28 protein-coding genes, 1 tRNA gene and 2 pseudogenes are annotated in these 24,970 nt (G+C 62.0%); 18 read left to right on the top strand and 13 right to left on the bottom strand.

Translation table 11 applies throughout. The features are described 5' to 3' along the window. Positions 1-101 precede the first annotated feature (101 nt). Positions 102-437: a hypothetical protein gene (locus A4G99_RS25425; protein ID WP_150123196.1), complete on the bottom strand. Its 336-nt coding sequence runs from the start codon at positions 435-437 to the stop codon at positions 102-104. Positions 438-923: 486 nt separating this feature from the next. Between A4G99_RS25425 and A4G99_RS20745 the strand changes: the two genes are divergently transcribed. Continuing rightward, positions 924-2,690, top strand: a complete 1,767-nt coding sequence (locus A4G99_RS20745) for a glutamate--tRNA ligase (protein WP_066147846.1) — start codon at positions 924-926, stop codon at positions 2,688-2,690. 78 nt (positions 2,691-2,768) lie between these two features. On the opposite strand, the gene A4G99_RS20750 is transcribed toward A4G99_RS20745, so the two are convergent. Then, positions 2,769-3,170 (bottom strand): hypothetical protein, encoded by a 402-nt coding sequence (locus A4G99_RS20750; RefSeq protein WP_066147848.1) that lies wholly within the window; start codon positions 3,168-3,170, stop codon positions 2,769-2,771. 261 nt (positions 3,171-3,431) lie between these two features. Beyond that, positions 3,432-3,587 (bottom strand): hypothetical protein, encoded by a 156-nt coding sequence (locus A4G99_RS26210; RefSeq protein WP_190303838.1) that lies wholly within the window; start codon positions 3,585-3,587, stop codon positions 3,432-3,434. Between the two features lie 128 nt (positions 3,588-3,715). Here A4G99_RS26210 and A4G99_RS20755 point away from each other — a divergent pair, with 128 nt between their 5' ends. The 3 genes from A4G99_RS20755 to A4G99_RS20760 are packed head-to-tail and all read left to right on the top strand — an operon-like array spanning position 3,716 to position 4,708. Then, a complete protein-coding gene (locus tag A4G99_RS20755) occupies positions 3,716-4,000 on the top strand; it encodes a HalOD1 output domain-containing protein (protein ID WP_066147850.1) in 285 nt (94 codons plus the stop codon). A 31-nt stretch (positions 4,001-4,031) separates the two neighbouring features. Further along, positions 4,032-4,235, top strand: coding sequence for a hypothetical protein (locus A4G99_RS27855; RefSeq protein ID WP_223302083.1), 204 nt, complete (start codon positions 4,032-4,034; stop codon positions 4,233-4,235). Further along, the gene (locus tag A4G99_RS20760) at positions 4,232-4,708 is read left to right on the top strand and encodes a helix-turn-helix domain-containing protein (protein ID WP_223302084.1); all 477 of its coding nucleotides are present in this window, start codon (positions 4,232-4,234) and stop codon (positions 4,706-4,708) included. Before A4G99_RS27855 ends, A4G99_RS20760 begins: the two co-directional genes overlap by 4 nt. Here the strand turns inward: A4G99_RS20760 and tmcA are convergent. Next, a complete protein-coding gene (tmcA, locus tag A4G99_RS20765; RefSeq protein ID WP_066147852.1) occupies positions 4,705-6,954 on the bottom strand; it encodes a tRNA(Met) cytidine acetyltransferase TmcA in 2,250 nt (749 codons plus the stop codon). The two genes, A4G99_RS20760 and tmcA, sit on opposite strands and share 4 nt — an antisense overlap. A 196-nt stretch (positions 6,955-7,150) precedes the next feature. Then, on the bottom strand, positions 7,151-8,002 hold the full coding sequence (locus A4G99_RS20770) for a heme-copper oxidase subunit III (RefSeq protein ID WP_066147856.1): 852 nt from the start codon (positions 8,000-8,002) through the stop codon (positions 7,151-7,153). 143 nt (positions 8,003-8,145) lie between these two features. Here A4G99_RS20770 and A4G99_RS20775 point away from each other — a divergent pair, with 143 nt between their 5' ends. The 5 genes and pseudogenes from A4G99_RS20775 to ndk all read left to right on the top strand — a co-directional run bounded on the left by A4G99_RS20775 (position 8,146) and on the right by ndk (position 10,124). Next, positions 8,146-8,691: a GNAT family N-acetyltransferase gene (locus A4G99_RS20775; protein ID WP_066147860.1), complete on the top strand. Its 546-nt coding sequence runs from the start codon at positions 8,146-8,148 to the stop codon at positions 8,689-8,691. A gap of 186 nt (positions 8,692-8,877) precedes the next feature. Next, a complete protein-coding gene (gene rpl7ae / locus A4G99_RS20780; protein ID WP_066147863.1) occupies positions 8,878-9,240 on the top strand; it encodes a 50S ribosomal protein L7Ae in 363 nt (120 codons plus the stop codon). Positions 9,241-9,251: 11 nt separating this feature from the next. Beyond that, a pseudogene (locus A4G99_RS24730) lies at positions 9,252-9,478 on the top strand (30S ribosomal protein S28e). Then, positions 9,478-9,669, top strand: a complete 192-nt coding sequence (locus A4G99_RS20785) for a 50S ribosomal protein L24e (RefSeq protein ID WP_066147867.1) — start codon at positions 9,478-9,480, stop codon at positions 9,667-9,669. Before A4G99_RS24730 ends, A4G99_RS20785 begins: the two are co-directional and overlap by 1 nt. Further along, positions 9,666-10,124, top strand: a complete 459-nt coding sequence (gene ndk, locus A4G99_RS20790; protein WP_066147870.1) for a nucleoside-diphosphate kinase — start codon at positions 9,666-9,668, stop codon at positions 10,122-10,124. Before A4G99_RS20785 ends, ndk begins: the two co-directional genes overlap by 4 nt. A 73-nt stretch (positions 10,125-10,197) precedes the next feature. Here the strand turns inward: ndk and A4G99_RS20795 are convergent, their stop codons facing one another. Beyond that, entirely contained in the window at positions 10,198-10,899 is a 702-nt protein-coding gene (locus tag A4G99_RS20795; protein WP_223302085.1) for a ZIP family metal transporter, read from the bottom strand. 105 nt (positions 10,900-11,004) lie between these two features. Between A4G99_RS20795 and A4G99_RS26215 the strand changes: the two genes are divergently transcribed. From A4G99_RS26215 to A4G99_RS20815, 5 genes and pseudogenes are all read left to right on the top strand, one after another. Beyond that, complete coding sequence (locus A4G99_RS26215; protein ID WP_190303839.1) at positions 11,005-11,142, top strand: hypothetical protein; 138 nt, start codon at positions 11,005-11,007, stop codon at positions 11,140-11,142. 83 nt (positions 11,143-11,225) lie between these two features. Then, a complete protein-coding gene (locus tag A4G99_RS20800; RefSeq protein WP_066147872.1) occupies positions 11,226-12,629 on the top strand; it encodes a selenium-binding protein SBP56-related protein in 1,404 nt (467 codons plus the stop codon). After that, a complete protein-coding gene (locus A4G99_RS20805; RefSeq protein ID WP_066147874.1) occupies positions 12,626-12,952 on the top strand; it encodes a 2Fe-2S iron-sulfur cluster-binding protein in 327 nt (108 codons plus the stop codon). The genes A4G99_RS20800 and A4G99_RS20805 overlap by 4 nt, the downstream gene beginning before the upstream one ends. Positions 12,953-13,047: 95 nt before the next feature. Next, a pseudogene (locus A4G99_RS30020) lies at positions 13,048-15,427 on the top strand (penicillin acylase family protein). Further along, entirely contained in the window at positions 15,424-15,753 is a 330-nt protein-coding gene (locus tag A4G99_RS20815; RefSeq protein WP_066147875.1) for a hypothetical protein, read from the top strand. The pseudogene A4G99_RS30020 and the gene A4G99_RS20815 overlap by 4 nt, the downstream one beginning before the upstream one ends. A 17-nt stretch (positions 15,754-15,770) precedes the next feature. On the opposite strand, the gene A4G99_RS20820 is transcribed toward A4G99_RS20815, so the two are convergent. Further along, positions 15,771-16,169, bottom strand: coding sequence for a class I SAM-dependent methyltransferase (locus A4G99_RS20820; RefSeq protein ID WP_255359157.1), 399 nt, complete (start codon positions 16,167-16,169; stop codon positions 15,771-15,773). A gap of 8 nt (positions 16,170-16,177) precedes the next feature. Here A4G99_RS20820 and A4G99_RS27860 point away from each other — a divergent pair, with 8 nt between their 5' ends. Next, the gene (locus A4G99_RS27860) at positions 16,178-16,345 is read left to right on the top strand and encodes a hypothetical protein (protein WP_223302120.1); all 168 of its coding nucleotides are present in this window, start codon (positions 16,178-16,180) and stop codon (positions 16,343-16,345) included. 66 nt (positions 16,346-16,411) lie between these two features. Here A4G99_RS27860 and A4G99_RS20825 read toward each other — a convergent pair whose 3' ends face one another. The 5 genes from A4G99_RS20825 to A4G99_RS20845 all read right to left on the bottom strand — a co-directional run bounded on the left by A4G99_RS20825 (position 16,412) and on the right by A4G99_RS20845 (position 21,354). Beyond that, a complete protein-coding gene (locus tag A4G99_RS20825) occupies positions 16,412-16,633 on the bottom strand; it encodes a hypothetical protein (protein WP_066147877.1) in 222 nt (73 codons plus the stop codon). Positions 16,634-16,699: 66 nt separating this feature from the next. Then, positions 16,700-16,770: transfer RNA gene (locus tag A4G99_RS20830), tRNA-Gly, on the bottom strand. A 177-nt stretch (positions 16,771-16,947) separates the two neighbouring features. Beyond that, complete coding sequence (locus A4G99_RS20835; protein WP_066147879.1) at positions 16,948-17,589, bottom strand: class I SAM-dependent methyltransferase; 642 nt, start codon at positions 17,587-17,589, stop codon at positions 16,948-16,950. A 31-nt stretch (positions 17,590-17,620) separates the two neighbouring features. Next, positions 17,621-19,720, bottom strand: coding sequence for a type II secretion system F family protein (locus tag A4G99_RS20840; RefSeq protein WP_066147883.1), 2,100 nt, complete (start codon positions 19,718-19,720; stop codon positions 17,621-17,623). Next, entirely contained in the window at positions 19,720-21,354 is a 1,635-nt protein-coding gene (locus A4G99_RS20845; RefSeq protein WP_066147886.1) for a type II/IV secretion system ATPase subunit, read from the bottom strand. Before A4G99_RS20845 ends, A4G99_RS20840 begins: the two co-directional genes overlap by 1 nt. Before the next feature lie 241 nt (positions 21,355-21,595). On the opposite strand from A4G99_RS20845, the gene A4G99_RS20850 reads away from it, so the two are divergent. Then, positions 21,596-22,069 carry a DUF5793 family protein gene (locus tag A4G99_RS20850; RefSeq protein ID WP_066147888.1) on the top strand — a complete coding sequence of 158 codons (474 nt, stop codon included), beginning with the start codon at positions 21,596-21,598 and terminating at the stop codon, positions 22,067-22,069. A gap of 19 nt (positions 22,070-22,088) precedes the next feature. On the opposite strand, the gene A4G99_RS29000 is transcribed toward A4G99_RS20850, so the two are convergent. After that, entirely contained in the window at positions 22,089-22,220 is a 132-nt protein-coding gene (locus A4G99_RS29000; protein WP_255359158.1) for a hypothetical protein, read from the bottom strand. An 82-nt stretch (positions 22,221-22,302) separates the two neighbouring features. On the opposite strand from A4G99_RS29000, the gene A4G99_RS20855 reads away from it, so the two are divergent. Together A4G99_RS20855 and A4G99_RS20860 are read left to right on the top strand one after the other, a co-directional pair. After that, positions 22,303-23,664 (top strand): phosphomannomutase, encoded by a 1,362-nt coding sequence (locus A4G99_RS20855; protein WP_066147891.1) that lies wholly within the window; start codon positions 22,303-22,305, stop codon positions 23,662-23,664. An 87-nt stretch (positions 23,665-23,751) separates the two neighbouring features. Then, on the top strand, positions 23,752-24,927 hold the full coding sequence (locus tag A4G99_RS20860) for a BMP family protein (RefSeq protein ID WP_223302087.1): 1,176 nt from the start codon (positions 23,752-23,754) through the stop codon (positions 24,925-24,927). Positions 24,928-24,970 lie beyond the last annotated feature (43 nt).

Here is a 24,970-nt window from a genome sequence, read left to right on the forward strand (position 1 = left end):
TTTTTCAGTCCCCATCGACACAGCCAAGGCCGAGAACTACTCGTTCAGACCGCAAAAAAGAGCCGTGAATTCGAGTGTTGGTGGGTGCCTAGCAGCGTCTCTTACGAATCGACGTTTACATCACCGCCAGCGTTTGCGTTCGTGTTGTCCTGGTCGATACCGTTGTCCGAGACGGTGTCGTCGCCGGGACCGTTCCCGTTGCCTGCGATGATGACGTGGCTGTCAGAGACTGTGTTGCTGTCGTCCCCGTCAGTTATCTTCTGGCTGTTGTCGGTCGTTTTCTTCGTCACCTGATTTCCGCAATGCGGATTTTTGTGCTTCGTGTGCTTATTGCATCCTGGAAACTTGCTGGTCGCTGCGGCGGAACCGACTCCAAGACTAGCGACCATCGTGGCGACAACAGCAAGCGTCAACAGCGTCTGTAGTGTCCGTTTCATGTTTTCTCCACGAGCGGCGTCCGACCGCTCGTAAACTCGCTGCGGCCGGTTTGTATTTCAAACCATCCGACCGTTGACCCGGTTTAGGTCGCCTGCGTTCCGATCCATTCCACACTACTGCCCTCAGGTTTGTAAACAATCTATGACGCGAAAAATGAGACCCGACCGCTCTGTTCCGATTTTACGCCGAACGGAACCGAACGGCATTCATCGAGATTGTGCGTAGTAGCGAGATACAAACACGCAAGAAATACTAGCTGTTCGCGCGGATTTTTGAACGTTTGGAAGGATATCCGCCATTATCCATAGAATCTAGAATTTCTAACTAGTTTTCAAAGTCATTAATCCGAAATACCGTTTTTCAAACTCAGGGTTCATGTTATGTCCGATTCGGTAGGCTACTATCCATCGAACGCCTGCCTCGAAGGCATCCATCACTGTGCCGAAAAGCGAGGTTTTTCACCCTGACCCTCAAATCGTCGGATAATGGACGACGAGTTACGGACGAAGATCGAGACGGAGGCGGAGAAGCACGCGCTGTTCAACGCGCTGAAACACGACAGCGACGCTGACGTCGGAGCTATCATGGGGTCGCTGATGGGGGAGAATCCCGACTTCCGCGAGCACGGGAGCGAAGTGCCGGGCATCGCCGGAAAGGTCGTCGCACAGGTGAACCAACTGGACGGCGACGAGCGCCGCGACCGACTGGAAGAACTGGACGCCGAACTCGTCGAGGAACTGGACGCCGAGGACGAGGAGGACGACCAGGTGCTCCCCGACCTGCCGAACGCGGAGGAGTACGATGAGATTCGGATGCGCTGTGCGCCGAACCCCAACGGCCCGTGGCACATCGGCCACGGACGGATGCCCGCCGTCATCGGGACGTACAAGGACCTCTACGACGGCGAGATGTTGGTGCGCTTCGACGACACCGACCCGGAAACGAAGCGCCCGGACATGTCGGCCTACGACGCAATTCTTTCGGACATCGACTACCTCGGCTTCGAACCGGACGAGGTCATCAAAGCCAGCGACCGCCTCGAAACCTACTACGACCACGCCCGCGACCTCATCGAGAAGGGCGGCGCGTACACCTGCTCCTGTTCCGGCGAGGAGTTCTCGAACCTGAAGAACGACGCGAAGGCGTGCCCGCACCGCGACAAGGACATCGAGACGACGATGGCAGAATTCGAGGACATGATCGCGGGCGAGTATTCGTCCGGCGAGATGGTGCTCCGCGTGAAGACGGACATCGAGCACAAGAACCCCGCCCTGCGCGACTGGGTGGCGTTCCGCATCATCGATACGCCGCACCCTCGCCCCGAGGCCGCCGACTACCGCTGCTGGCCCATGCTCGACTTCCAGTCCGGCGTCGACGATCATCTGACGGGCATGACCCACATCATCCGCGGCATCGACCTGCAGGATTCGGCGAAACGCCAGCAGTTCGTCTACGACTACTTCGACTGGGAGTACCCCGAAACCATCCACTGGGGCCACGTGCAGGTGGACGAGTACGACGTGAAGATGTCCACCTCGACCATCAAGGAACTCATCGAGAAGGGCGAACTCGACGGCTGGGACGACCCGCGCGCCCCGACCCTCCAAAGCGTCCGTCGCCGCGGCATCCGTGGCGAGGCCATCCGCGAGGCGATGGTCGGACTCGGCACGTCCACGAGCAACGTCGATTTGGCGATGAGCACCATCTACGCCAACAACCGCGAGTTGGTGGACGACGGCGCGCCGCGTTTCTTCTTCGTCCGCGACAGCGTCGAATATCCGCTCATCGGCGACTACCCCGAAGCGGCGGAACCGGCGGTTCACCCCGACCACGAGGACAGGGGCACGCGTCACATCCCGGCGGGCGAGGCCGTTCTCATCGAGGCCGACGACATCCCCGACCACGGCGAGCGCGTCTGGTTGAAGGGATTAGGTTGTTTCCAGCACACCCGCGACGCGCTCCAGTACACGGGCGACGACATCAGCGCCGTCCGCGACGAGGGCGTGGACGTGATCCACTGGGTCCCTGCCGAGGCGAACGTCCCGGTCCGCATGCGGACCATGGACGGGGACGTGGAAGGCGTCGCGGAACCCGATTTCGCCGAAACCGACGTGGACGACATCGTCCAGTTCGAGCGCGTCGGGTTCGTGCGAGTGGACAGCGTGGCGCGAAGCGCCACGGAAAGTCGAGCGGCAGAGCCGCGAGACAGTGAGGACGACGACGAGACGGTGACCTACTTCGCGCACGAGTAACTCGGGAATCGTTCGTACGTCTACCCGTCGCAACTGACGAACACTCCGGAAAAAGCGACCGAACGGCCGCGTGGGATCTTATTGGACGTGTCGTTCGGACTCGGCGGCGATCCCTTCGAGCACGCCGCTGATGGCCTCCGCCACTTCGTTGAACCGATCCATCGTTACCGAATCCGTCGTCACGTAGGCACCGTGGGTACCGGCGATGACGCGAACGAGATAGCCGTTTTCGAACGCACGCATCGTGTATCGGTACTCACCCAACTCGGACCATTCGTACGTCCGTTGGGAGCTAAACCCGCCTCGTTCGTTCTCGACGAACGAGAGGGGGTCGGTCCCGCGTTCGAGGTCGTCCCGTAGGTACACGTGTTCGTATTCGTTCGGTGAAAAGTACGTCACACTCCGGAGTCCGTCACCGATGGCCGTCCGACAGACGCGGAGCAGCTGTTCCGTTTCGTCGTCCGTGAGTGGGTTTGACATACCGGCTTTCGATTGTGGTATGTTATCAATTTTGTTGCCACCTATAGATACGCTAACCATGCGACAAGACCCCCTGGAACAGTCCCCTTCAGCTACACTCGTGATATGAGATAGGAATGGCATTCCCGGAGAAAGGGGAAGCCGATATCTCCCGAAGAGGGACGTTACTGTTTCGCTGGTACGTATTCGTCCAGTCGGTGTGGTCGGTACCGGTTGCGTACTTCGGAATGGGTACCGGTGATGAGGAGACGAGCTCGCGTCTCACTCCCAATCCACGTCCGCAAGTGGTTCCGCGACGACACCGTCCTGCTGTGCCAGCACCCTCGCGTGACTCGTACAGACGAGTCGGTTGTCGGCCCACGGGATGTGGAGTCGGACCGCCGCTTCGTTTTCACAGCCGTTTTCGGCGCAGTTCATCGGGGGAATACAACGGAGCGGAATCACATGGGTGTACTGATGGAACCGTGGACGAGGCGGCGGGACTGATATAAATGGGTTTCAAGAATAACCCCGCGTTTCAGGGACGCTGCGAAACTCCATTCCCTATGGATGCTGCTGAGTTGGAGGAAGGTGCCGATTTCGTGTACGAAATCGACGCCGGTGAAACCGTCACGGAGGGGGTAGTCACTGCCGTCGCGGCGACGACGAACACCGAGATGCATCGTCTGCCGCCGCTGTACGAGACGGTGAACGCGGACGCGCTCAACGAGTTGTTCGCGGACAGCCATCGGGGGAAGATGCGAATTACGAGGCGAGTTACGTTTACTTATCATGGGTGTGAAGTGGTCGTGCTGAGTAACGGTCGCATCATCATCGAGGCGGACGTTTGATGCCGGAATGCGCTACGGGGACTGGAACAAAATGAGCGTCATTGCAGAATTCACGATTCCTACCGAGGAGTTCGCACTCTCGCAGGCTTTCGCTGCGATCCCGAACATGGCCGTCGAAATCGAACGGATGGTCGCACACCCCGCGAGTCGCTTCCTCCCTTATCTCTGGGTGTGCGGGGGGACGACGACCACGGTGGAGCGGGAGCTCCGTGACCATCGACGACGGTCTCGGTGACGAAGCTCACCGAAATCCCCTACGGGTCACTCTTTCGTATCGAGTGGTCGGACGAGACGCGGGAAACGGTCGAGGACGTCCTGGAGAGCGACCCCGTCATCCTCACCGGCACCGCCGCAAAACAAGGGTGGGATTTCCAGATGCGGTTCGAACACCGCGACCACATCTCGAAACTCCAGTCGGACTTGAGCCATCACGACGTCACCGTCGAGTTGAAGCGGTTACACACGCCGGAGACGCCGACGGTCGATGGTCAGTTCCTCCTCACGTCGAAACAGCGGACAGCGCTGAACTCCGCGCTCGATTCGGGTTACTTCGAGGTACCACGAGAAACGAACCTGAGCGAGTTGGCCGAGGAACTGGACATCAGCCAACAGGCCCTGTCGAAACGGCTCCGACGCGCTCACCGGACCGTGAGCCGCCACATCCTCACGACGGGACCGAACGAAATCGCAGACGACCGGCTCGATTAATCCAAATATCGCGCCTTCTCCGCCAGTGCGGCCTCGTTTCCGTAGGTATCGACCAACGGTTGGAACGCCGCACCCAGCGCCCGCATCGTTTCGCCGGGGGAGTGAAAGCCGAGTTCGTCCGCAACGGCGGACCAGCGATGGGCTTGGAGAACCTTCCGAACTAGTAGCCGCTCCTGACGCGGCGAAAGCAGGTCCGGGGCCGCCGGGTCGGCGAGCTGTTTCACGACCAGTTTCCGGAACGGGGCGGGGCCGTGGTCGAACTGTCCCGGGCCGTAGGCGCTCGCGGCGACCAGTCGCCACTCCCAGTCGGTGAGCGAGGCGAGCGAAATTTCGGTATCGGTCGCCCGCAACGATTCGCGGACGACGTCGGGGTCCATGTCGTCGAGGGCGTCCGAAAGCACCGAAGCGATCCGCCCGGCGAACCGACGGGCGTGACGGTCGTACAGGTCCCTCCCCGTGGAGGTGAGCGGGTCGAACATGAGCGCGGAGTACTCGCCGCTGGCGTCGTTGCGCGTGGTCGAGAGTTGGACGGTTCGATAGGCGTTTTCGCGCCAGAATCGCAGCAGTTCGGGGGTTGCGCCGAACCCCGTGCCGAGCCAATCGAGGTCCGAGAACTCCCGGCGAACCTCGGCGAGCAGACGGGACCCCAACCCGGACGAGCGCACGGCGTGGTGGGTTGCGATTCGCATGATTCGCATTCCGGTGGGGATTCCGGCGTCGAAGTCGCGGAGTTGCGTCGTCAGCACGTCGGGGAGCATGTTGCCCTTCACCCGACCGCCGTCGTACATGTGTTCGCGCACGTCCGTCGGGAGGTTCCCCTCGCGGGCCAACAACGCCACGCTGACGACGTGGTCGTTCCAGCAGAGCGCCCGAACCGCGACGTTCGGCGCGTCCAACAGTCGGGCGAGATCGGCGGGTTCCGTCCGATAGTGGGCGAGCACGAGCAGGCCGAACGTCTCTCGGAGAAGGTTCTCGTCCGCGAGCAGGTCGTCCGCATCGATCGTTCGATACTCCGCCGCGTCGGGGATTGCGTCGATGACGAGCGGATCCACGGCGGGCCGCGCGTCGAGCGCGAGCGCACGAAACGACCACACCTCGATCGGATCGCCGGGCGCGTATCGGATCGGTTCGACCAGGCTCACGTCGGTCACGTCGTGGCCGCTCCCTTCGAGTCGGTCGCGGAAGCGTACCGAGAAGCCACGTCCGGCACCCTCGTAGCCGTGAATCGTCGTCGTGAACGCGACCCGCGGGAACGACAGGAACCGCTCCAGCATCCGTACCGGGAGCGCGGCGGCCTCGTCCACGAACACGATATCGGCGTCTCCCGAAACCACCTCCGTCGGCTTTTCGAATCGAACGCTTCCGCCCTCCTTCGTCGTGATTTCGGTCGGCGGGTCGTGGTCCGTGTCGGCGAGTTTGCCTACCGTGTCGAGCAGCGCGGCCGCGCGGACGAACACCTCGCGGGCGCTCCGATAGCTTCGGGCCGTCACGAGCACGTCCTCGCCGTCCGCGGCGAAGCACCCGGCGGCGATTCCCGCGGCGCTCGACTTTCCCCGGCCCCTGTCGGCTTCGACGACGACCGCGTTGTCAGGTTCCGAGAGCGCGTCGAAGGCGTGGACCGCCGAAGCTTGATCGTCGGTGAGACAGGATTCGATGGCGGTCGTGGGGAAGATTTCGTCCTCGCCCGAGAACGTCCGTTCGGTTTCACGGTCGACCAATCGCGGCGCGGGATTCGTCAGTCCGTCGTCCTCGATGGATTCGGAATCCACGTCCACGATGGCGATTCCACGGTGGGCACGAAGCAGAGAGACGAACCGTCGTCGGAAGTTCCCGCTCACGTCGTCGACGGAGTACGGCGGGACCGCGAGCGTCGCGTCGAAGTCGTCCCGTCGCGTCGGCCACGAGTCGAGCGGCGGTGTGAGCAACACGAAGAGACCGCCGCCGTCCACCGCGCCGACGACCCTCCCGAGCGCGTTCGGTCGAAGTTCGTCGTGAGCGTCGAAGACGACCGCCTCGTGGGTCGTTCCGAGGAGGTTCCCGGCCCGGTTCTGGCTCACTCGTTCGCAGTCGAGCACGCGTCGAGGGGCGACCTGTGCGGTTTTCCCCTCGGGGATTTTTGCGGCGGCGAGGGCATCTTGAGCGACTTCGTAGCCCTCCTCGCGGTCCCCGGCGAGGACGAGGAGTCGCCGCTCGTTCGACTCGCGGGCTTCGTTGCGGAGCGCGGCCACCAGTGACGAGACGTTCACGTCCGTGTGGTTGGTCGGTTCGCCGCAAGGATGTTTCTCTTTGGTGGAGGAAAAGACAGGAGTCGCGGCGAGGTGGGGTTTACGTGATGGCGTCAACCCGCTCGCATTTCGTGCGCGGGGACCTCGCCGGATAGGATGTCCATGGCGTCACGTATATGCTTTCTGGCTACTGTCAGTGAAAATTACTCTCCGGCGGCTACCCTGCGAGCGACGAACCGGCGTACAGTGCGACGACGAGCAGAATCCAGACGGCGTCCACGAAGTGCCAGTACATCGTGACGGTCGTCACCGAGGTGTCCCGTTCCTCCGAGAACTGTCCGTACAGAGCGCGGACGAACAGGACGCTCATGAGGACGATACCCAGCGTGACGTGCAGGCCGTGTAAGCCGGTCAGCCCGAAGAAGGCGCTCCCGAAAACGCCCGACGTGATGGTGAATCCCTCGTGCGTGATGAACAGCATGTACTCGTAAATCTGTCCGCCGATGAACACCACTCCCAGGAAGACGGTCAACCCGAGGAAGGCAATGAATCGCTGTCGGTGCCCACGGAGTAGCGACATATGCGCGTAGTGGAGCGTCCCACTGCTGGCGACGAGGATGACCGTGTTGACGAGGACGAGTGCACTCAGTACGTCCGGAATTCCCCCCGCTGGCGGCCACGTCCCGACGCGGATGAAGAAGTAGTAGACGAATCCCGCGCCGAACGTCGCCACTTCGGTCCCGAGGAACAGGGTCATCCCCCAGCGGAGTTTCGTCCCCCCAGAACCGTCGTGTTGCCAGTACTGGTCCACGAACCCGTGATACAACCACCCGTACAGTCCGGTGAGGAAGACCATCGTCCCCAGGACGAACAGGACAGGGCTGACGAACGTCGGAACGTAGCTGTTTCCGCCGTGGCTCAGGACGTACAACCCGGCGCCGACGTACAGGCTGACGATACCCAGGGCGCCGATGAACGGCCACCACGAGGCTTCGCCGAAATCCTTCGGCCAATCCTCGGGCGCTGAAAAGTGCTGTTCCTCCTCGTCGGCCACCGTTTCGGTGCTCATGACCGGCCCCCACTCATGAACCGACGTACGGGTCGAACGCACAAAACAGGTGTTCGGATTCGTCGGAAACGTTTCGACCGGGAAATTGCCCAGTCGAACGGTGAATTGAAACGTTTTTGTCATTCGTCCGTTTCGGTACGAGCATGCCTGGCCCCATCTTCTGCTCCGGTGAACGAGTCGAACTCAGGACGACCGAACGGGAGGACGTCGACTTCATCCAGCGCGCTCGAACTGATCCGGCCATCCGAACGTCGCTCGGGTTCGTCCGACCGTACAACCACGAGCAGACCGAGGAGTTCTTCGAAAACACGATTTCGGCGGACAACGGCGATTCGAACTTCCTCGTCTGCGTGGACGGCGAACCGGTCGGCGAGGTGAACCTGTTCCGCGTCGAGCGCGACCACGGCGAAATCGCCTACTGGCTCGATTCCGACTGGCGGGGCGAGGGCTACGCGACGGAAGCCGTTTCCCTGCTCCTCCGGTACGCCTTCGGCACCAGAGGACTCCATCGCGTGTTCGCTCGAATCGGGGGTTTCAACGACGGGTCACGGGGACTCGTGGAGCGATTGGGATTCCAGCGGGAGGGCCGACTTCGTGACCACACGTTTTGGCGCGGGGAGTACCACGATACCTTCGTTTACGGCCTGCTCCGCGAGGAGTGGAACGGCGGTTTCGAGTCCCATGAATAATCCCCCGAAATCGCCCGATAGGAGCGTGTGCGCCACCGTAGCACCCCGTCATGGATTTGAAAGCGTTTTTATGGGGGCATACTCTACTGGAGGGTACAACCTACGCGGGGTTGATGATGCTCCTAGCCGCACAGGACTCATCCGGCAGGGGAGCCTGAGCCAGCGCGTAGGAGAGGTGAACAACCTATGCCAGTATACGTCAATTACGACGTCCCAGCTGACTTGCAGGACCGAGCGCTCGACGCGCTCGAAGTCGCACGGGACACAGGAAGTGTAAAGAAAGGAACGAACGAGACGACCAAGGCAGTCGAGCGCGGCAACGCCGACCTTATCTACGTCGCGGAAGACGTGACGCCGGAAGAAATCGTCATGCACCTGCCCGAACTCGCCGACGAGAAGGGAATCTCCTTCATCTTCGTCGAGACGCAGGACGATGTCGGTCACGCGGCCGGACTCGAAGTCGGCAGCGCTGCCGCCGCCATCGTTGACGCTGGCGAAGCCAGCGACGACGTGGACGACATCGCCTCGAAGGTCGAGGAACTTCGGTGAGGTGGTAGACGATGAGTGCTGAAGAGACCGGACAGGAGGATTCCACCTCCGCCGAGGTCATCGAAATCGTCGGTAAGACGGGGATGCACGGCGAGGCCATGCAGGTCAAGTGCCGCATCCGTGAAGGTAGCAACCAAGGGCGAATCATCACTCGCAACTGTCTCGACCGGTCCGAGAGGGCGACGTGCTCCAGTTGCGAGAGACCGCACGTGAGGCAGACTCCATCGGAGGACAATAATGCCACAGACACGCGAGTGCGATTACTGCGGAAACGACATCGAACCCGGCACGGGAACGATGTTCGTCCGCGTAGACGGAACGACCATCCACTACTGCTCCGCGAAGTGCGAGAAGAACGCCGACCTCGGGCGCGAACCGCGCGACCTCGAATGGACCGAGGCCGGCCAAGCAGAGAGTGGTAACGAATGAGCGAACGAACCTTCGTGATGGTCAAGCCCGACGGCGTTCAGCGTGGTCTCATCGGGGAAATCGTCTCCCGATTCGAGGACCGCGGTCTGAAGATGGTCGGCGGCAAGTTCATGCAGATCAGTGAAGAACTCGCCCACGACCACTACGGTGAACACGAAGGCAAGCCGTTCTTCGACGGCCTCGTCGAGTTCATCACGTCCGGCCCAGTGTTCGCGATGGTTTGGGAAGGGCAAGACGCAACGCGACAGGTTCGCCGCATGATGGGCGAAACCGACCCAGCCGAATCCGCCCCGGGCACCATCCGTGGCGACTTCGGTCTCGACCTCGGCCGAAACGTGATCCACGGTTCGGACCACGAGGACGAGGGCGCAAACGAGCGCGAAATCGGCCTGTTCTTCGACGAAGAGGAACTGGTCGATTACGAGCAAGTCGACGCCGAGTGGCTGTACGAATAAGCCACTGACGTTGCAGATTACGAATTCATTTTCTGGAAGTAAGTCGATGAGCGACGGCCATTCCGCTCGAACGCTACCCGCTCGTCAGAACGAACGTCAGGAGGAACCCGGCCGCAGTTGCGAGCGCGACGAGCGGTCCTCCTTCGTCGAACGCCTCGGGGATGACGGTCACGGCGAGCGATGCGAGCACCGCACCTCCGGCGAACGCCCGAACGAGGGAGAGCAGTTTGTCCCCGAATCCGGCCGAGACGACGCTTCCGATAACGACGGCGGCGGTCAGTAGTCCAGCGACGAGCACCCAGAGGCCGATGATATCCTTCCTCGAATAGTCCTGACTCTGCATGTCCGTCGCGCCGTTGAGCGATTCGGGAAAGTTCGAGGCGAAGATGGCGACCAGCAGGGTGAGATAATGGACGTGTCCCGCGCCGCCGATGGTGACGCCGAGGGCGGTGTTCTCGGGAACACCGTCGAGGGTGACACCGGCCAGCAGGGCGAAACCGGACTGGCTCGACGCGTAACGGTCGATGAGCATATCGGCACCGACGAACACCGCCGCACCGGTCATCAACCCCGCTCCGGCGTACCACGGGCCGCCCATGTTGAACGCCTCTTCGAACAAATCGAAGGTCAACGCGGTGATGAGCGCGCCGCTGGAGAAGGCCAGCGCGGCCGCCACCACGTCGTCCGGCGGCGTCCAGAACGTGCCGAGTGAACTACCCATCACCAGCGCGCTGGAAGCGAGCACGCCGACGACGAGCGATGTCGGAAAGAACACGTCGTGTCGTTCGCGAGGATAACTGTTAGCAGTTGTGGCAGTCCGGGTTGGTTTATCGAAATGAAAAGCCGCAACGTAGGTGGCCGAATTCGATAGTTCCGTGGTTTGGGTCACTGTATCGCCTGCGGTGAAGACCTGACCGAGGTCGTGGAAAGTAACACGAACGCGAAGTTCAGTACCGTAACCGTCCAGGAATGTTCGGAGTGCGGTGCGATTCTCGGCGTGACGAAAGTCGGCATGTAATTCCCCATTTTGCGGCAATATTTGCCGCAAAGCACCCCGTCAGGACAGTTGCTACCGAAGGACACAGTCGAGGGGGAATCACGATGAGCGATACCGAAACATCGGAAAGCGGAGCGCACGAAGAGCACGAACATCACCACGACGTGGAGGGGCCGGGATATGCCACGCCGCAGGCCGCCATCGAGGAGGCCGAGCGCGAGGAAATCGCGTACGTGCCGTCGCTGTACGTCGGGACGGACGTGGACGCGCCGGACTTCCTGTCGGTCGTGGACGTGAACCCAGAGTCAGACACGTACACCGAGGTCATCGACCGCGTGGAGATGCCGAACAAGGGCGACGAACTACACCACTTCGGGTGGAACGCCTGTTCGTCGTCCTGCCACGTCGAGGGGTTGGAACGACGCCACCTCGTGGTACCGGGTCAACGCTCGTCCCGACTGCACATCATCGACACGAAGGACCGGGAGAACCCGGAAATCGTCAAAGTCATCGAACCCGAGGAGGTGTACGAGTACGACCTCTCGGCACCGCACACCGTCCACTGCATTCCGGACGGGGAAATCCTCATCTCGATGCTGGGGAACGAGGACGGCGACCTGCCGGGCGGTTTCCTCGAACTGAACGACGACTTCGAAATCGAGGGGCGATGGGACCCGCCGGGCGAGATGGAGATGAACTACGACTTCTGGTATCAGCCACGCCACAACGTGATGGTCTCCTCGGAGTGGGCCGCGCCGAAGACCTACTATCCGGGATTCGATTTGGAGGACGTCGAGGCGGGCAAGTACGGCCACAAACTCCACTTCTGGGACTGGACGGAGCGACAACTCCAGCAGACCATCGACCTCGGCGAGGAGGGCATGATTCCGCTGGAAGTCCGCTTCCTGCACAGTCCGGAGTCCGCCCACGGCTACGTCGGTGCGGCGCTCTCGTCGAACATCTTCCACTTCTACGAGCGCGAAAAGGAGTGGTTCGCGGAGAAGGTCATCGACGTCGAATCGCGCGAACACGACGACTGGGACATGCCGGTTCCCGGCCTCATCACCGACCTCGTCGTCTCGATGGATGATCGATACCTGTTCTTCTCGAACTGGCTCCACGGCGACGTGCGGATGTACGACGTGAGCGACCCGGCGAACCCGCGGTTGTCCGATCAACTCTGGGCCGGTGGACTGTTCGGTCCGCGACACCCGACGGGTGAGGACGATAGGGAAGTAGTCGCCGGACCGCAGATGCTCCAACTCAGCATCGACGGCGAGCGTCTCTACTGGACGACCTCGCTGTTCTCCACGTGGGACAACCAGTTCTACCCGGAGGAGAAAGAGAAGGGATCGGTGATGCTCAAAGCCGACGTAAACCCACGAAAAGGAACGATGACGCTGGACGAGGACTTCCTCGTGGACTTCGGCGAGATGCCGAACGGCCCCGCCCGGGCACACGAAATCCGGTGGCCTGACGGCGACTGCACGAGCGACGTGTGGCAGTGAGCGAGCACAGATATCGGGTCGAACTCGACTGGCGGGATGGCGGAACGGAAACGCTACGCGCAACTGACGACGAATCCGTGCTCGACGCCGCCGAACGGGAAGGGGTCGGCCTTCCCTTTGGCTGTCGGACCGGTGCGTGTGCCACCTGCACTGGTCGGTTGCTGTCCGGCGAACTCCAACACGAACGCGAACCGCGGGCGTTGAAATCGGATTCGCTGGCGGACGGTTACGTCCTGCTCTGTATCGCCCGGCCGAAAACCGACTGCCGAATCGAAGTCGGAACCGCGGTCCACGCCGACCTCGTGACGAACCCGTGGAAGTAGTCAGGGTTCCGGTGTGGTAGTTTTCGTGTCCCGTTCGGGAATTTCCATGATTGAAAGATAACGTTATTTACATCTACTACGAATTAGCTCGGCACATGGATCGGGAAATCACGCGACGGGCGCTCGTCGGGGCGATACTCGGTGGGACCGCGGTCGGTGGCGCGCTCTCGCCGGTCGGGAGTTACCTCCGGCGGTTCGCGCCGTTGAGCGGGGAGGCGTGGGGGACGGCCACGGACGACACGGACGGGAGCGTCGAGAGTACGTACGGAACGGCGACGCTCCGGTACGACGAGGACGGCGTGCCGAACATCACGGCGGAGAACGAGCGGGCGCTGTACTTCGCGGTGGGGTACGCGCAAGCCCGGGACCGACTGTTCCAACTCGACCTGCAACGCCGACTAATGTCCGGAGAGGTGGCGGCCGTCGTCGGCGAGTTGGCGGCCGATTCCGACGAGTTCCACATTCAGATGGATTTCGCGGGCGCGGCGGAAGCGACGTGGAAGCACATCGCCGATACAGACACCGGCGAACTCGTGAGGGCGTTTTCGGCGGGCGTGAACGCTCACATCGAGAACGAACCGCTCCCGCTGGAGTTCGGCCTGTTGGAGTACGAACCGGCGGAGTGGACGCCCGCGGACACGATGCTGATGGAAAAACAGATTTCGTGGGAACTGACGGGGAGCTTTCTCACGCTCCGGAAGGCGAAGGTGGCCTCGAAACTCGGCCGGAAGGCGGCCACGGAGCTGTATCCGGAACGGCTCGACCACGACTCGCCCGTCATTCGCGAGACGGACGAAGGAGCGTCGGCGACGTCGTCGAACTCCTCGAACAGCATTCCCGCACCCGATACCACCGACCCCGATGGTATCGGAACGCCGCTACTCGACTGGTTGGGAAACTTCGAGCGCGATCACGGCATCGGGTCGAACAGTTGGCTCGTCTCGGGGAAGCACACGGCGAACGGCAAGCCCATCGTGGCGAACGACCCGCACCTGAGCCTGATGGCACCGCCGGTGTGGTACGAGATGAACCTGAAGCAGGGGGACACGCGAGTCCGCGGCGTCACGTTCCCCGGCGTTGTTCGTCGTCATCGGCGAGAACCACGCCGGGGCGTGGGGATTCACCAACGCGGGTGCGGACGTTATCGACTTCTACCGATACGAGATCGATGGCGACCGATACCGCTACAAAGGCGAGTGGCGCGACTTCGAAACCAAACGGCGGGAGATCGAGGTCGCGGACGGGACGAACAGGACGACCACGCTTCGGAAGACCGTCCACGGTCCGGTGCTTTCCCGCGACGGCTACCGGGTCGGCGTCGCGTGGACGGGCCACTCTGCCACGGACACGACGCTAGCGATTCACGAGTACAACACGAGCGACGGCGTGGACGACCTGCGCGCGGCGACGAAGAAGTTCGACGAACCGACCCAAAACCTCGTCTACGCCGACCGGGACGGTAACACGCTGTATTACACCACCGGCAAGATTCCGCGTCGGATGGTGGACGGGAAGCAAGTCCGCGGCGACCGAATCTTCGACGGGTCGGCCGGGGAAGCCGAATGGGAAGGGTTCGAACCGTTCGGCGTCTCGACGTGGGAGGGATTCGTCCCGTTCGACGAAAAGCCACACGTCACCGACCCGGACCTCATCGCAACGGCGAACCAGCGGATCACGAACGACCCGTATCTGTCGGAAGCGTACGCCAGCCCCTACCGCGCCCAGCGTATCTACGAACTACTGGACGAGAAGGCGAAATCCGGAGACATCGACGTGGCGACGATGGAAGGGATACAGGACGACACGCTCGACAAGCGGGCGGAGGCACTGGTTCCGACGCTGGTCGAGGCGGCGCGCGAAAACGGGAATGGAAGTGAAAATGTAGAATCCGCTGTCGAGACGCTCTCGAATTGGGACTACCGCATGGAACGCGACTCGCGGGCCGCATTGCTGTTCGTCCAGTGGTTCGACGCGTTCCGCGAGGAGACCTTTGGGAAGACGTTCGAGCAAGCCGGATTGGGCGACAGTTACTACCCGCGCGATTGGGTGTTGGCGCATCTTCGGGGAAGTCGCTGGTTCGGCAGCGACGGACGCAAGGCCACGATGGTGCGCGCGCTTGAGACGGCGACGGAAGCCATCGATGCGTCCGACGCCGAAGTGTACGGCGACTACAACACGACGGAGGCCATCACTCACCCGTTCGACCAGTCGTTTCTGAACTACCCCGTGATTCCGACCGACGGGTCGAGCCAGACCGTCAACAACTACCGCAAGGAATCAGTGGTCGGCAGCAGTTGGCGGATGATTTGTCCGATGAAGGGAGATTCGGAGGCCATCCTGCCGGGCGGCAATTCGGGCGATTACTTCTCCGGCCACTATCACGACCAACTGAAGCGGTGGGCGGACACGAAGTACAAACCCCTGACCCACGAGATTCGCGGGAACGCCGCCGTCGAATTCGGAGGGAACCAATGAGCCGTTCGGAGGAGTTCCGGGCGGACCCGACTCGACGCGCGGCGTTCATCGTCATCGGCGCGGTTGCCGGTCTCGCGCTCGCGTGGTTCCACTGGATCGGTCTGCTGGTCGGCGGCGCACTGGTGAGCCTACCGACGATGAACTGGAAACGCGGCGTCCTCGCCGGAATCGGGTTCGGGGTCCTCGTACTGCTCGTTTTCGGCGGCCTGCTCGCGCTCCACGGTTCGCTCGGGAGAGGGGTCGAAATGGGGCAAATCACCGTCCTCGCCGTCGCGATTCCGTTGGTCCTCGGCGCAATCGGCGGACTGGCACGGACGCTGGTGTAAAACGGGGGGAAAGAAAATCACGCACGTGCCAGGAGTTGTAGCCACGTCTGGGTCGCATCGACGCTGACCGAATCCACCGTGAATCCGGCCTTCTCGGCCATCTTCGACAGTTCGTCGGGGCGGTAGAGCGTGAACGACCGCTCGTCCGTCTCGTACACGTCGCCGTCGACCTCCCCTTCGCCGTGTTTGACCGAGAGGAGAAAGATCCCGCCGGATTCGAGCACCCGATGAAACTCCGCTAGCGTCGGCTGGGCGTCCTCCCGCGGGACGTGGAGAAACGACGCACACGACCAGAGACCGTCGAAGGAGTCCGATTCGAGGGATAGACTGCGCATGTCCATCCGCGCGAACTCTGCAGTCGGTGCGACGTCCCGCGCCGCCCGGAGGAAGTTCGGCGTGAGATCGATACCGACCACCGAATGCCGTGGTCGCTGAAGGTCGCCGACTCCCACCCCGGGCCACACCCGACGTCCGCGATTCGCGCGTGGTCACCGTCGGCCGCCCCTTCGACCGCTTCGAGAAATCGCTCGACCAACTCCTCGACGCCCGTCCTGTCGGCGTTCCGGTCTCGATACTCGTCGGCGACGCTTGATAGGTTTCGATCGTATCCAGGTCGGTCATCGTGTGAACTGAACGATGGACGGGAGGGATATAGGTGTCACTGCCGCCGAAAATAGGCGACGCCGACGACCGACGTGCTCACGGGTCGAAAATCGAGAATCGAAGAATGCACCGGACGGGATTTGAACGACGCCCGGACAGTCCTGCTCGGTCGTTCGATCGCGGCTTCGCCGGACTTCGTCCGGATGACTGCCGAGCGTTGCTCGGCAACTTCGCCGCTCGCACACTCCCTGTGCGGGCTGTGTCCGGTCTGCTTCAAATCCCTTCTCGTTACGAATTCCGGATAATGAGTGTACCTGTCACTCGAAACCTGATAATCGAAGAATGCACCGGACGGGATTTGAACCCGTGCCATGAGCTTGGAAGGCTCAGGTCCTGCCACTAGACCACCGGTGCTCACATGTTCGCACCGTACCTCGCAAATCGTCCTGATTTGCTCACCACCGGTGCGTGCTGCTCACTTCGTTCGCATCACGCACCGTGCCTCACTTCACTTCGTTCAGTGAGGCACCGGTGCTCGAATGCGTTCGAATGCGAGTGTACTCTCGAATTGTGCACCCCGGCTTAAGGGTGTTACTGTTTTCGCCCGCGGACGACGGCGTAGCAGTTCCCGCTCGAAATCGCCACGTCTTCCGGTTTCAACGCGCTGTTTTCGAGGTCTTCACGGAACTCGTCGGGCGAGTAGATGTGATAGAAGCGCGGAACGGTCTCGCCGCCGGGAAGCGTCCAATCGACGGTCGTGTCGAACCCCTCCTCGCGGTCGAACTTGTCGTGGGCCGTGCTCCACGCGCTGACCAGCGCGGTGCCGTCCGGGGAGAGAACGCGAGCGAGTTCGTCCAAACTCCCGACGCGTGCCTCGCGGGTCGGCAGATGGTGAAGCGTGGCGACGTACACCGCGAGGTCGACGGCGTCGGCGGCGAGCGGAATCCGGGCCGCGTCACACTGCACCAAGTCGAGGTCGAACTCCCGTTCGGTCGCGCGCTCTCGGGCCTCCGCGAGCAGGCCCGCGCTCACGTCCGCGCCGACGACGCGCTTTGCGTGGTCGGCGAGCAGTTCGGAGTGACGACCGTTGGCACAGCCGAGGTCGAGGGCGGTTTCGCCCACTCGGTCGTCGAGAAACGACTCGACTTCGGGCCACGCGTACTCCCGCGTCTTCGCGAAGTGGGCCGCGATGCGGTCGTAGGTCGCCCGCACGTCGTGGCTCGTCGGTTCCATACCCGAACTCCGAGCGGGGAACTCAAATGTCCTACGAGAAGACGACGAAGTCGATGACGAGGAACGCGACGTACGCGATGGCGAGCATCGCCGTCGCGTGTTTCGCGCCGTCCCGGACCGTTCCCTCGCCCATCTTGCCTGCGACGAAACCGGAGAAGACGGCCTGGACGAGCGCGGTGTGGAAGAAGACCACCGTGTAGGCGTGGATGTTCACCGTCGAGATGTTGCCGAGGCCGCCGACCGTGACGGGACTCCCGGCGGCGTTTCCGGACGGGAGGTTCTGAAGCGCGGGAACGAGGATGGCCGAGAGCGTGCCGATGATGACGAGGAAGATCAAAAACGAGAGGTGGATGATGATGAGGTAGGTCATCATCTCGTCCTCGCGCTGGCGTTGGAGACGTTTTGATTCCTGTGCGTCGTCCGCCGCGATCCGGAGGACGCGCCCGATGTCGCCGCTCGCGCGCATCGCGTTCGTCACCAGCGACACCACACGTGTGACGGTGGGCGTATCGATTCGGTCCTCGAACCGCCGGAGCGCGGTCGCGGTGTCGGTTCCCCATTCGATGTCGCGTTCCATGCGCGCCAACTCCTCGTTCAACGCGCCGAGGTCCCCCTTCGTCATCCGCCGAAAACTCTCCACGACCGTCATCCCGGCTTCGTTGACGCTGGCGAGTCGGTCGAGCATGTCGGGGATGGCCGCCTCGATGGCTTTGAGCCGACGGCGATGGTTCCATTGGACGACGGCGTACGTTCCCAACACGAACAGGGCGGCCTGCACCACGACGTCGTCCGCGGACGGGATGGTCGCCGTCCCCGCCGCGAGGTCCGGGAGGAGTCGAACGACGGTGGAAAGCAACGCGAGCGGAACCGTCAGATACAGCAGGGCGTCCGGGTTCTCCCGCACGGTTCGGAGCGGTTCGGTCAACGCGGTTCGAACGTTCTCGAACTTGTCGTAGGCGGCCAATCGCTCGGCGTTCGAGACGGTCGTTCCGCCGTCGCTCACCGTCCGTCCCGCGTCCGGGTCGCTCACGCGACGGACCGTTGGAACGGTCGCCGTCGGGACGGTCCGGTTCTCGCGGCTGATGTACAGCGATTCGGTGATGCTGTCGAGGTAGACGACGAACCCGACGTTGCCGAGCGGGATCAGCAGATACGCCGTCAGGTAGAGGAACCGAAGCGTGTCGGCGATACCCATCAATCCCATGATGACGAGGATCGTGATGAGCAGGAGCGGGCCGACGACGAACAGCGACACGTACCCCTCGGCGAGGACCGAAAGCAGTTCGAGGAACGCCTCCTGCTCGGCTTTCGCGTCGCGTTGGTAGCGTTCGTACTGCTCGCTGAGATACGACGGGAGACTCCGGCCGCTCTGGAGGACGCTCGCCAAGTTCTCGCCGAAATCCTCGAACTTCTCGCTCGGGGATTGGCGCGACATCTGTCTGATGGCGGTGAGCACGTCGAGACCGAACAGGTCCATCGCTTTGACCCCGACGGCGATTTCCTCCGCCGCCTCGCCGTACACGTCGCGGTTTCGTGCCAGAATCCGCATGATGTCCGGCATTCCCATCCCGCTTCGGGAGAGTGCGTACGTGAACGCGACCGTTCGTGAGAGGCTACTGTCGATCTTCCGCGCGCGTGTGTTCCATTCGTACGCTGGTATCTCCCACCTGAGCCAGTACGTCAACCGTCCACCGAGAAGGCCAACCGTCGCGCTGCTGAACAGTAGAAGGACGAACAGATGACCGATGGACAACGAGGGAACGACGACGAGGTCGGCGAGGAAATCCAGCTTCGTCGGAAGTTTGCTCCGGAGCACGGTCGGGGACACGGAGAGGGTCGCCAACACGAGTCCGGCGACGTAAACGCCGAGGATGCTTCCGGAAATGGCGGCCAACGTCCCGTACACCCACGTCTTCGAAGCGTACAGTCGGTACGTCTCGCCGACGTGTGCCGCCCGAAGAACCTCCTCCCGGCGGTTCCGTCGCCGCCCGCTATCACGAACGTAGGTGCCGAAGGTTTGGAGGGAAACTCGCGTGACGGTTCGATACGCCGTCGTGCTGATCGGCGCGAGTGCGACGGGTGCGAGGAGAACGAGTGCGAGGACGAGCGGGACGAAGTTCAGCAACCCCATCAGTCGAACTCCGCCACGGGAGAGTCGATGGTGTGTTCGACGTTCGAGACGACGGTTTCGGGGTCGGCGTAGTACTCGTTGACCATCGCGGTGAACCGACGGTAGTCCGAGATACCGTTCTCGCGGAGATACTGAAGGACGAGTTTTCTGTCCCGAAGTTCGGCGAGCAGTTGCGACTGCGTCCAACCGTGATCGCGGCGAATCCCGTCCAACACGCCGCTGTCGCGTTTATGAAACGAGTCGCCCGCCGCGTTCCACGTGAACGCGGTCGTGTAGTCCAAATCCCCGGTCCGTTGGTCGATACCGTTGATCTCGGCGAGTGCCTGATTCCGTCGCACACGTTCCTCGCCGACGTAGGTCAGCGACTGGATGGAGAGGATGTCGAGCGACTGTATCATCGCGCGCGGGACGTTGATGGGTTCGTTTTCGAGGCGGTTGATGACCGTCTGCACGCTGTCGGCGTGCATCGTGGAGTAGGTCGTGTGGCCGGTGTTCATCGCCTGAAACAGCGTCATCGCTTCGTTCCCGCGAACCTCGCCGACGACGATGTACTCGGGGCGATGGCGCAGCGCCGAGCGAAGCAGGTCGTACATCGTGATGTCGTTCCCGGCGTCCAATCGGTCGCGGGTGACCGAGGAGAGCCAGTTGTCGTGATACAGCGTCAGTTCGCGGGTGTCCTCGATGCTGAGAACCTTCGAGCGCGGTGGGATGAACATCGAAATCGCGTTCATCGAGGTGGTCTTTCCGGACGCCGTCCCGCCCGCAAAGATGAGCGATTTGTTGTTCTCGATGGCCAGCCAGAGGTAGGCCATCTGGTCGAGGCCGAAAGTTCCGTAGTTTATCAAATCGACGGGGGTGAACGGCTCGTCGGCGTACTTCCGGATGGTGAACGCCGATCCGCGCGGGGTGACCTCCTGGCCGAGCGCGAGTTCCGCACGGCTTCCGTCCGGCAGGGTCGCCTCCACGACGGGTTCGCCGACGCTGACGTGTTGGCCCGACTGTTGGGCGAGGCGGACGACGAGGCTGTCGAGTTCCTCCTCGGAGTAGACGACGTTCGTCCCGATGTCGTTGTACTCGTCGTGATAGACGAAGATCGGGAGGTCGTAGCCGTCACAGGAGATGTCCTCGATGTGCGGGTCGTGGATGAGGGGGTCGAGTTTTCCGAACCCACGGAACGACCGGAAGAGGTAGTAGAGAAGGCGGAAAAACGTTGCCGGATCCACCTCGACGCCGTATACTTCGAGCAGTTCCCCCAGTTCGTCACGGAGGAGGGCCTCGGCCGTTTCGCCGCCCATCTCCCGGCGATAGATGAGCGATTCACGCAGATCCGAAAACAGCCGGTCCAGCAGTTCAACCTCGAAATCGTCCAGTTCCGGCTCGACGACGTGATACAGATACTCGTTCGCTACCGAGTCGTAGTTGATCGAGACGAACGCGAACGGCGCGTTAACCCAGTATCGTTCGATTTCCTCGTATCCCGTAACGCCGGTGAACGTGATGAGCGAACCGTGTGCCGTCGGGTCGTAGTCATCGACCGCTACGGTCGACCCCCGAAGCATCTCGGCTGTGCGCCGAATCGTACGTCGCAATTCGCGCGCGCGGACAGTCAGTTCGTTGAACGCTAGCCCCGACATGTTTGTTTCGTGTCCATCACGCGTCGGACCGGACGGCCGATTCCGGTTTCCCCCTGTCCATCGCGTGAGAGACGTATCTTGTCACGCTCATCGAAGTGGTGGTACTTAAATCAATGGCTCGACAGGTACTGAGATGGTAATTGTAATCGAGAATTGATTATTCGCCTTTCGAGAGGAGTGCTCGCGTTTCGGTACATGGCGTTACGTTCATGAGACGCGAGAACGTAGGTTCGAGTACGGAATGAGGCGCGATTATTTCACATTGAACGTCGAAAATATCGACTGGGTCGAAACGGACGGGACGCCCCAGAAACCGACGGTAATCATCGATTTCGAGGGACCGTCCGCCACGCTTCGTGAGCGGCTTACCGGTCCATCCGGGGATCTTCTCGATGCGGGAGAGACGGACGTTACCTTTCGACTACAGGCCAGTCTCGACGACCCGTCGGCGACGGGCGTCGTGAGCGTGACGAATCGAACGACGGGTGACTTCATCCTCGAACTGAACGAAGACGCGGACGACGTGCTTCGGTTCATCCGCGCGGCCCGCGCCTACGGCGACGAGACTGACGAGTCGAACGGCCGTTATCACGTCGATATCGCGATCAACGGGGACCACGTGGTCGAGTACGACAAGAGTACGTTCCTCGTGTACAACGACGCCGGAAATCTACTGCGCCAGCACAGTCTCATCCCGAGCGGCGTCGAACTGTAAACCGCCTTTTTTCGCGCCTTCAGAACCACGGAGCGATGACGCCGGTCATCACCGCCGCGATATAGATCCCCGCGATTGCCGCGAGGAGGATGATTGTCCCGATCAGATAGTCGAACAATCCGTTCGGCGTCGTCAGCCTTGGTAGGTTCATGTCAACGTCTACGACGGAAGGCGTCATAATCGTTGTTGGGGAAATCGAGAGGACCTAAGTACCAGGATACGAAGCCTCCCGTATGAACTTGTTCGGAACTGCGGGTATCCGCGGTGATGTCGTCGAGCGGGTAACCCCCGAACTCGCGCTCGCCGTCGGACGGGCCGCTGGACAACAGGGAGAGGTGTTCGTCGTCGCCCGCGACGGACGGGAGACCGGCGCGGCACTGGCCGCCGCGATGGAAGCCGGGTTGGAAAGTGCCGGGGCGAACATCTACCGTGCGGGTCAGCTTCCGACACCCGCGCTCGCGTTCGCGTCGCAGGGTCGTCGTGGCGTCATGCTCACGGCGAGCCACAACCCCCCGACAGACAACGGTATCAAACTCTTTCACGACGGGCAGGAGTACGATCGCACCGCCGAGCGGGCCGTCGAAACCGGCGTCGAAGACGAACTACCGCCTCGTCCGTGGGACGAGTGGGGGGAGAGCGCCCGAGAGGACGTTCTCCACACGTACCGGAAGGCGGTTATGGTGTACGCGCGGGAGTACGGTGCACCGCTGAACGGCGTCCGCGTCGCCGTCGATTGTGGCAACGGGATGGCGAGCGTGGCGACGCCCCAGGTCCTCCGAGCACTGGGGGCACAAGTCATCTCGCTCAACGCGAACGTGGACGGACACTTCCCCGGTCGCCCGAGCAAACCGACACCCGAGACGCTGACTGACCTCCGTTCGTTCGTCGCCGCCGACGATTTCGAGTTCGGACTGGCCCACGACGGGGATTCGGACCGGATCGTCGTCGTCAACGCGGACGGCGAGGTCGTCCACGAGGACACCGTCGTCGCAATCCTCGCGGAACACTACACGAGGGACAGCGAGGCAGACGACCCGGTGGTCGTGACGACGCCAAACGCCTCGGCGCGAATCGACGAGCGCGTTCGCGAGGCCGGAGGCCGCGTCGAACGCGTCCGACTCGGATCGCTTCACGAGGGAATCGCATCGGCGCTCGAAGACGGAGACGAGGGCACCGAAGTCGTGTTCGCCGCCGAACCGTGGAAGCACATTCACACCGGGTTCGGCGGATGGATCGACGGCGTGGTGAGCGCGGCGGTGCTCTCTCGACTCATCGCGGACGCCGGAGGCATCGAACCGCTCCGTTCCGACGTGACCGAGCGCCCGTATCGAAAGGTGAGCGTCGATTGTCCCGACGACGCGAAGACGGGAACGATGGAACGGGTCGAGACGACGCTCCCCGAACAGTTCCCCGAGGCCACCGTCGAGACGGAGTACGGGGTTCGTGCGGAGCTTTCTGACGGCTCGTGGGTCCTCGTCCGACCGAGCGGCACCGAGCCGTACGTCAGAATTTACGCCGAAAGCGAGGACGTGGACGACCTCGTCGCCCGAACAAAGAATATCGTAACGAACGCCGTATCGAGTGTAAAAAAGTAACCGACGACGCGGTGTTTAAGCTATTTTTCGTGATTTCGAGCGCAAAGCGACGCGTTTATCACAAATCACTCGTCTGATTACTCATAGATGACGGACATTGACAAACGGCGTCGAACGGTGATGAAAGTAGGCGGTACCGTCGGCATCGCCGGACTTGCTGGTTGTATCAGTAGCCCCAGTGACGGCAATGGCGACGGTGACGGCGACACCAGCAGTGACGGCGGGAGCGGGGACGGCACCTCGACGGGGACCGACGGGAACTCCGACGGCGGCAAGGACACCAACGTCGGGATGGTCTACGCGACGGGCGGTCTCGGGGACAACTCGTTCAACGACATGGCGAACAAGGGAATCAAACAGGCGAAACAGGAGTTCGGCGTTCAGTTCCAGAACGCGGAACCCGACTCGCCGAGCGACGTGGAGAACCTCCAGCGTCAGTTCGCCCAGTCCAGCAGCCCGAACTACGACCTCATCTGCTGTATCGGCTACGTCCAGACGAACTCCTTGATCAAGAACGCCGGTCAGTACCCCGACCAGGACTTCATGCTCGTGGACAGCGTGGCGGAGAAGGACAACGGAGACCTCGTGAAGAACGTCGCGAACTACACCTTCAAGGAACAACAGGGCTCGTTCCTCGTCGGCAACCTCGCCGGACAGTTGACCCAGATGGACTTCAGCGCCGGTAAAGGTTCGACGAACCCCGACAAGAAAGTCGTCGGCTTCGTCGGCGGGAAGGAAGTTCCGCTCATCAAGAAGTTCGAGGCAGGCTACAAGGCCGGTGTCGCACGCGCGAGCGAGGACATCGAGGTCAAAACGGCGTACGCCGGTACGTACAGCGACCCGGTTAAGGGGAAGGAAGCGGCGATTTCGATGTACGAGAGCGGTGCGGACATCGTCTACCACGCGGCAGGAGGCACCGGAAACGGTGTGTTCAAAGCCGCGAACCAGAAGGGTCGGTTCGCCATCGGTGTCGACAGCGACCAGTCGAAGGCGAAGGGGACGGCGAAGTTCAGCCCCGTCATCCTCGCCAGCATGGTGAAGAAAGTGGACGAGGCGGTTTACCGCTGCACGAAGCACGTCATGAACGGGAAGTTCAAGGGCGGCCAAGTCAACACCCTCGGCCTGAAAGATGGCGGCGTCGAAGCCGTGTACGGCGCGGACCTCGGTTCGAAGATTCCACAGGACGTCAAGGACAAAGTGGACGAATCGCGCAAAGCAATCGTCAACGGCGACATCGAAGTCCCGACGAAGCCGAAACAGTAAGCGCAAACCCGCGCGCTTAAACAAGTAGGACGGAAATCCAGAA

The organism is Haladaptatus sp. R4 (genome assembly GCF_001625445.1).
Classification (GTDB): Archaea; Halobacteriota; Halobacteria; order Halobacteriales; family Haladaptataceae; genus Haladaptatus.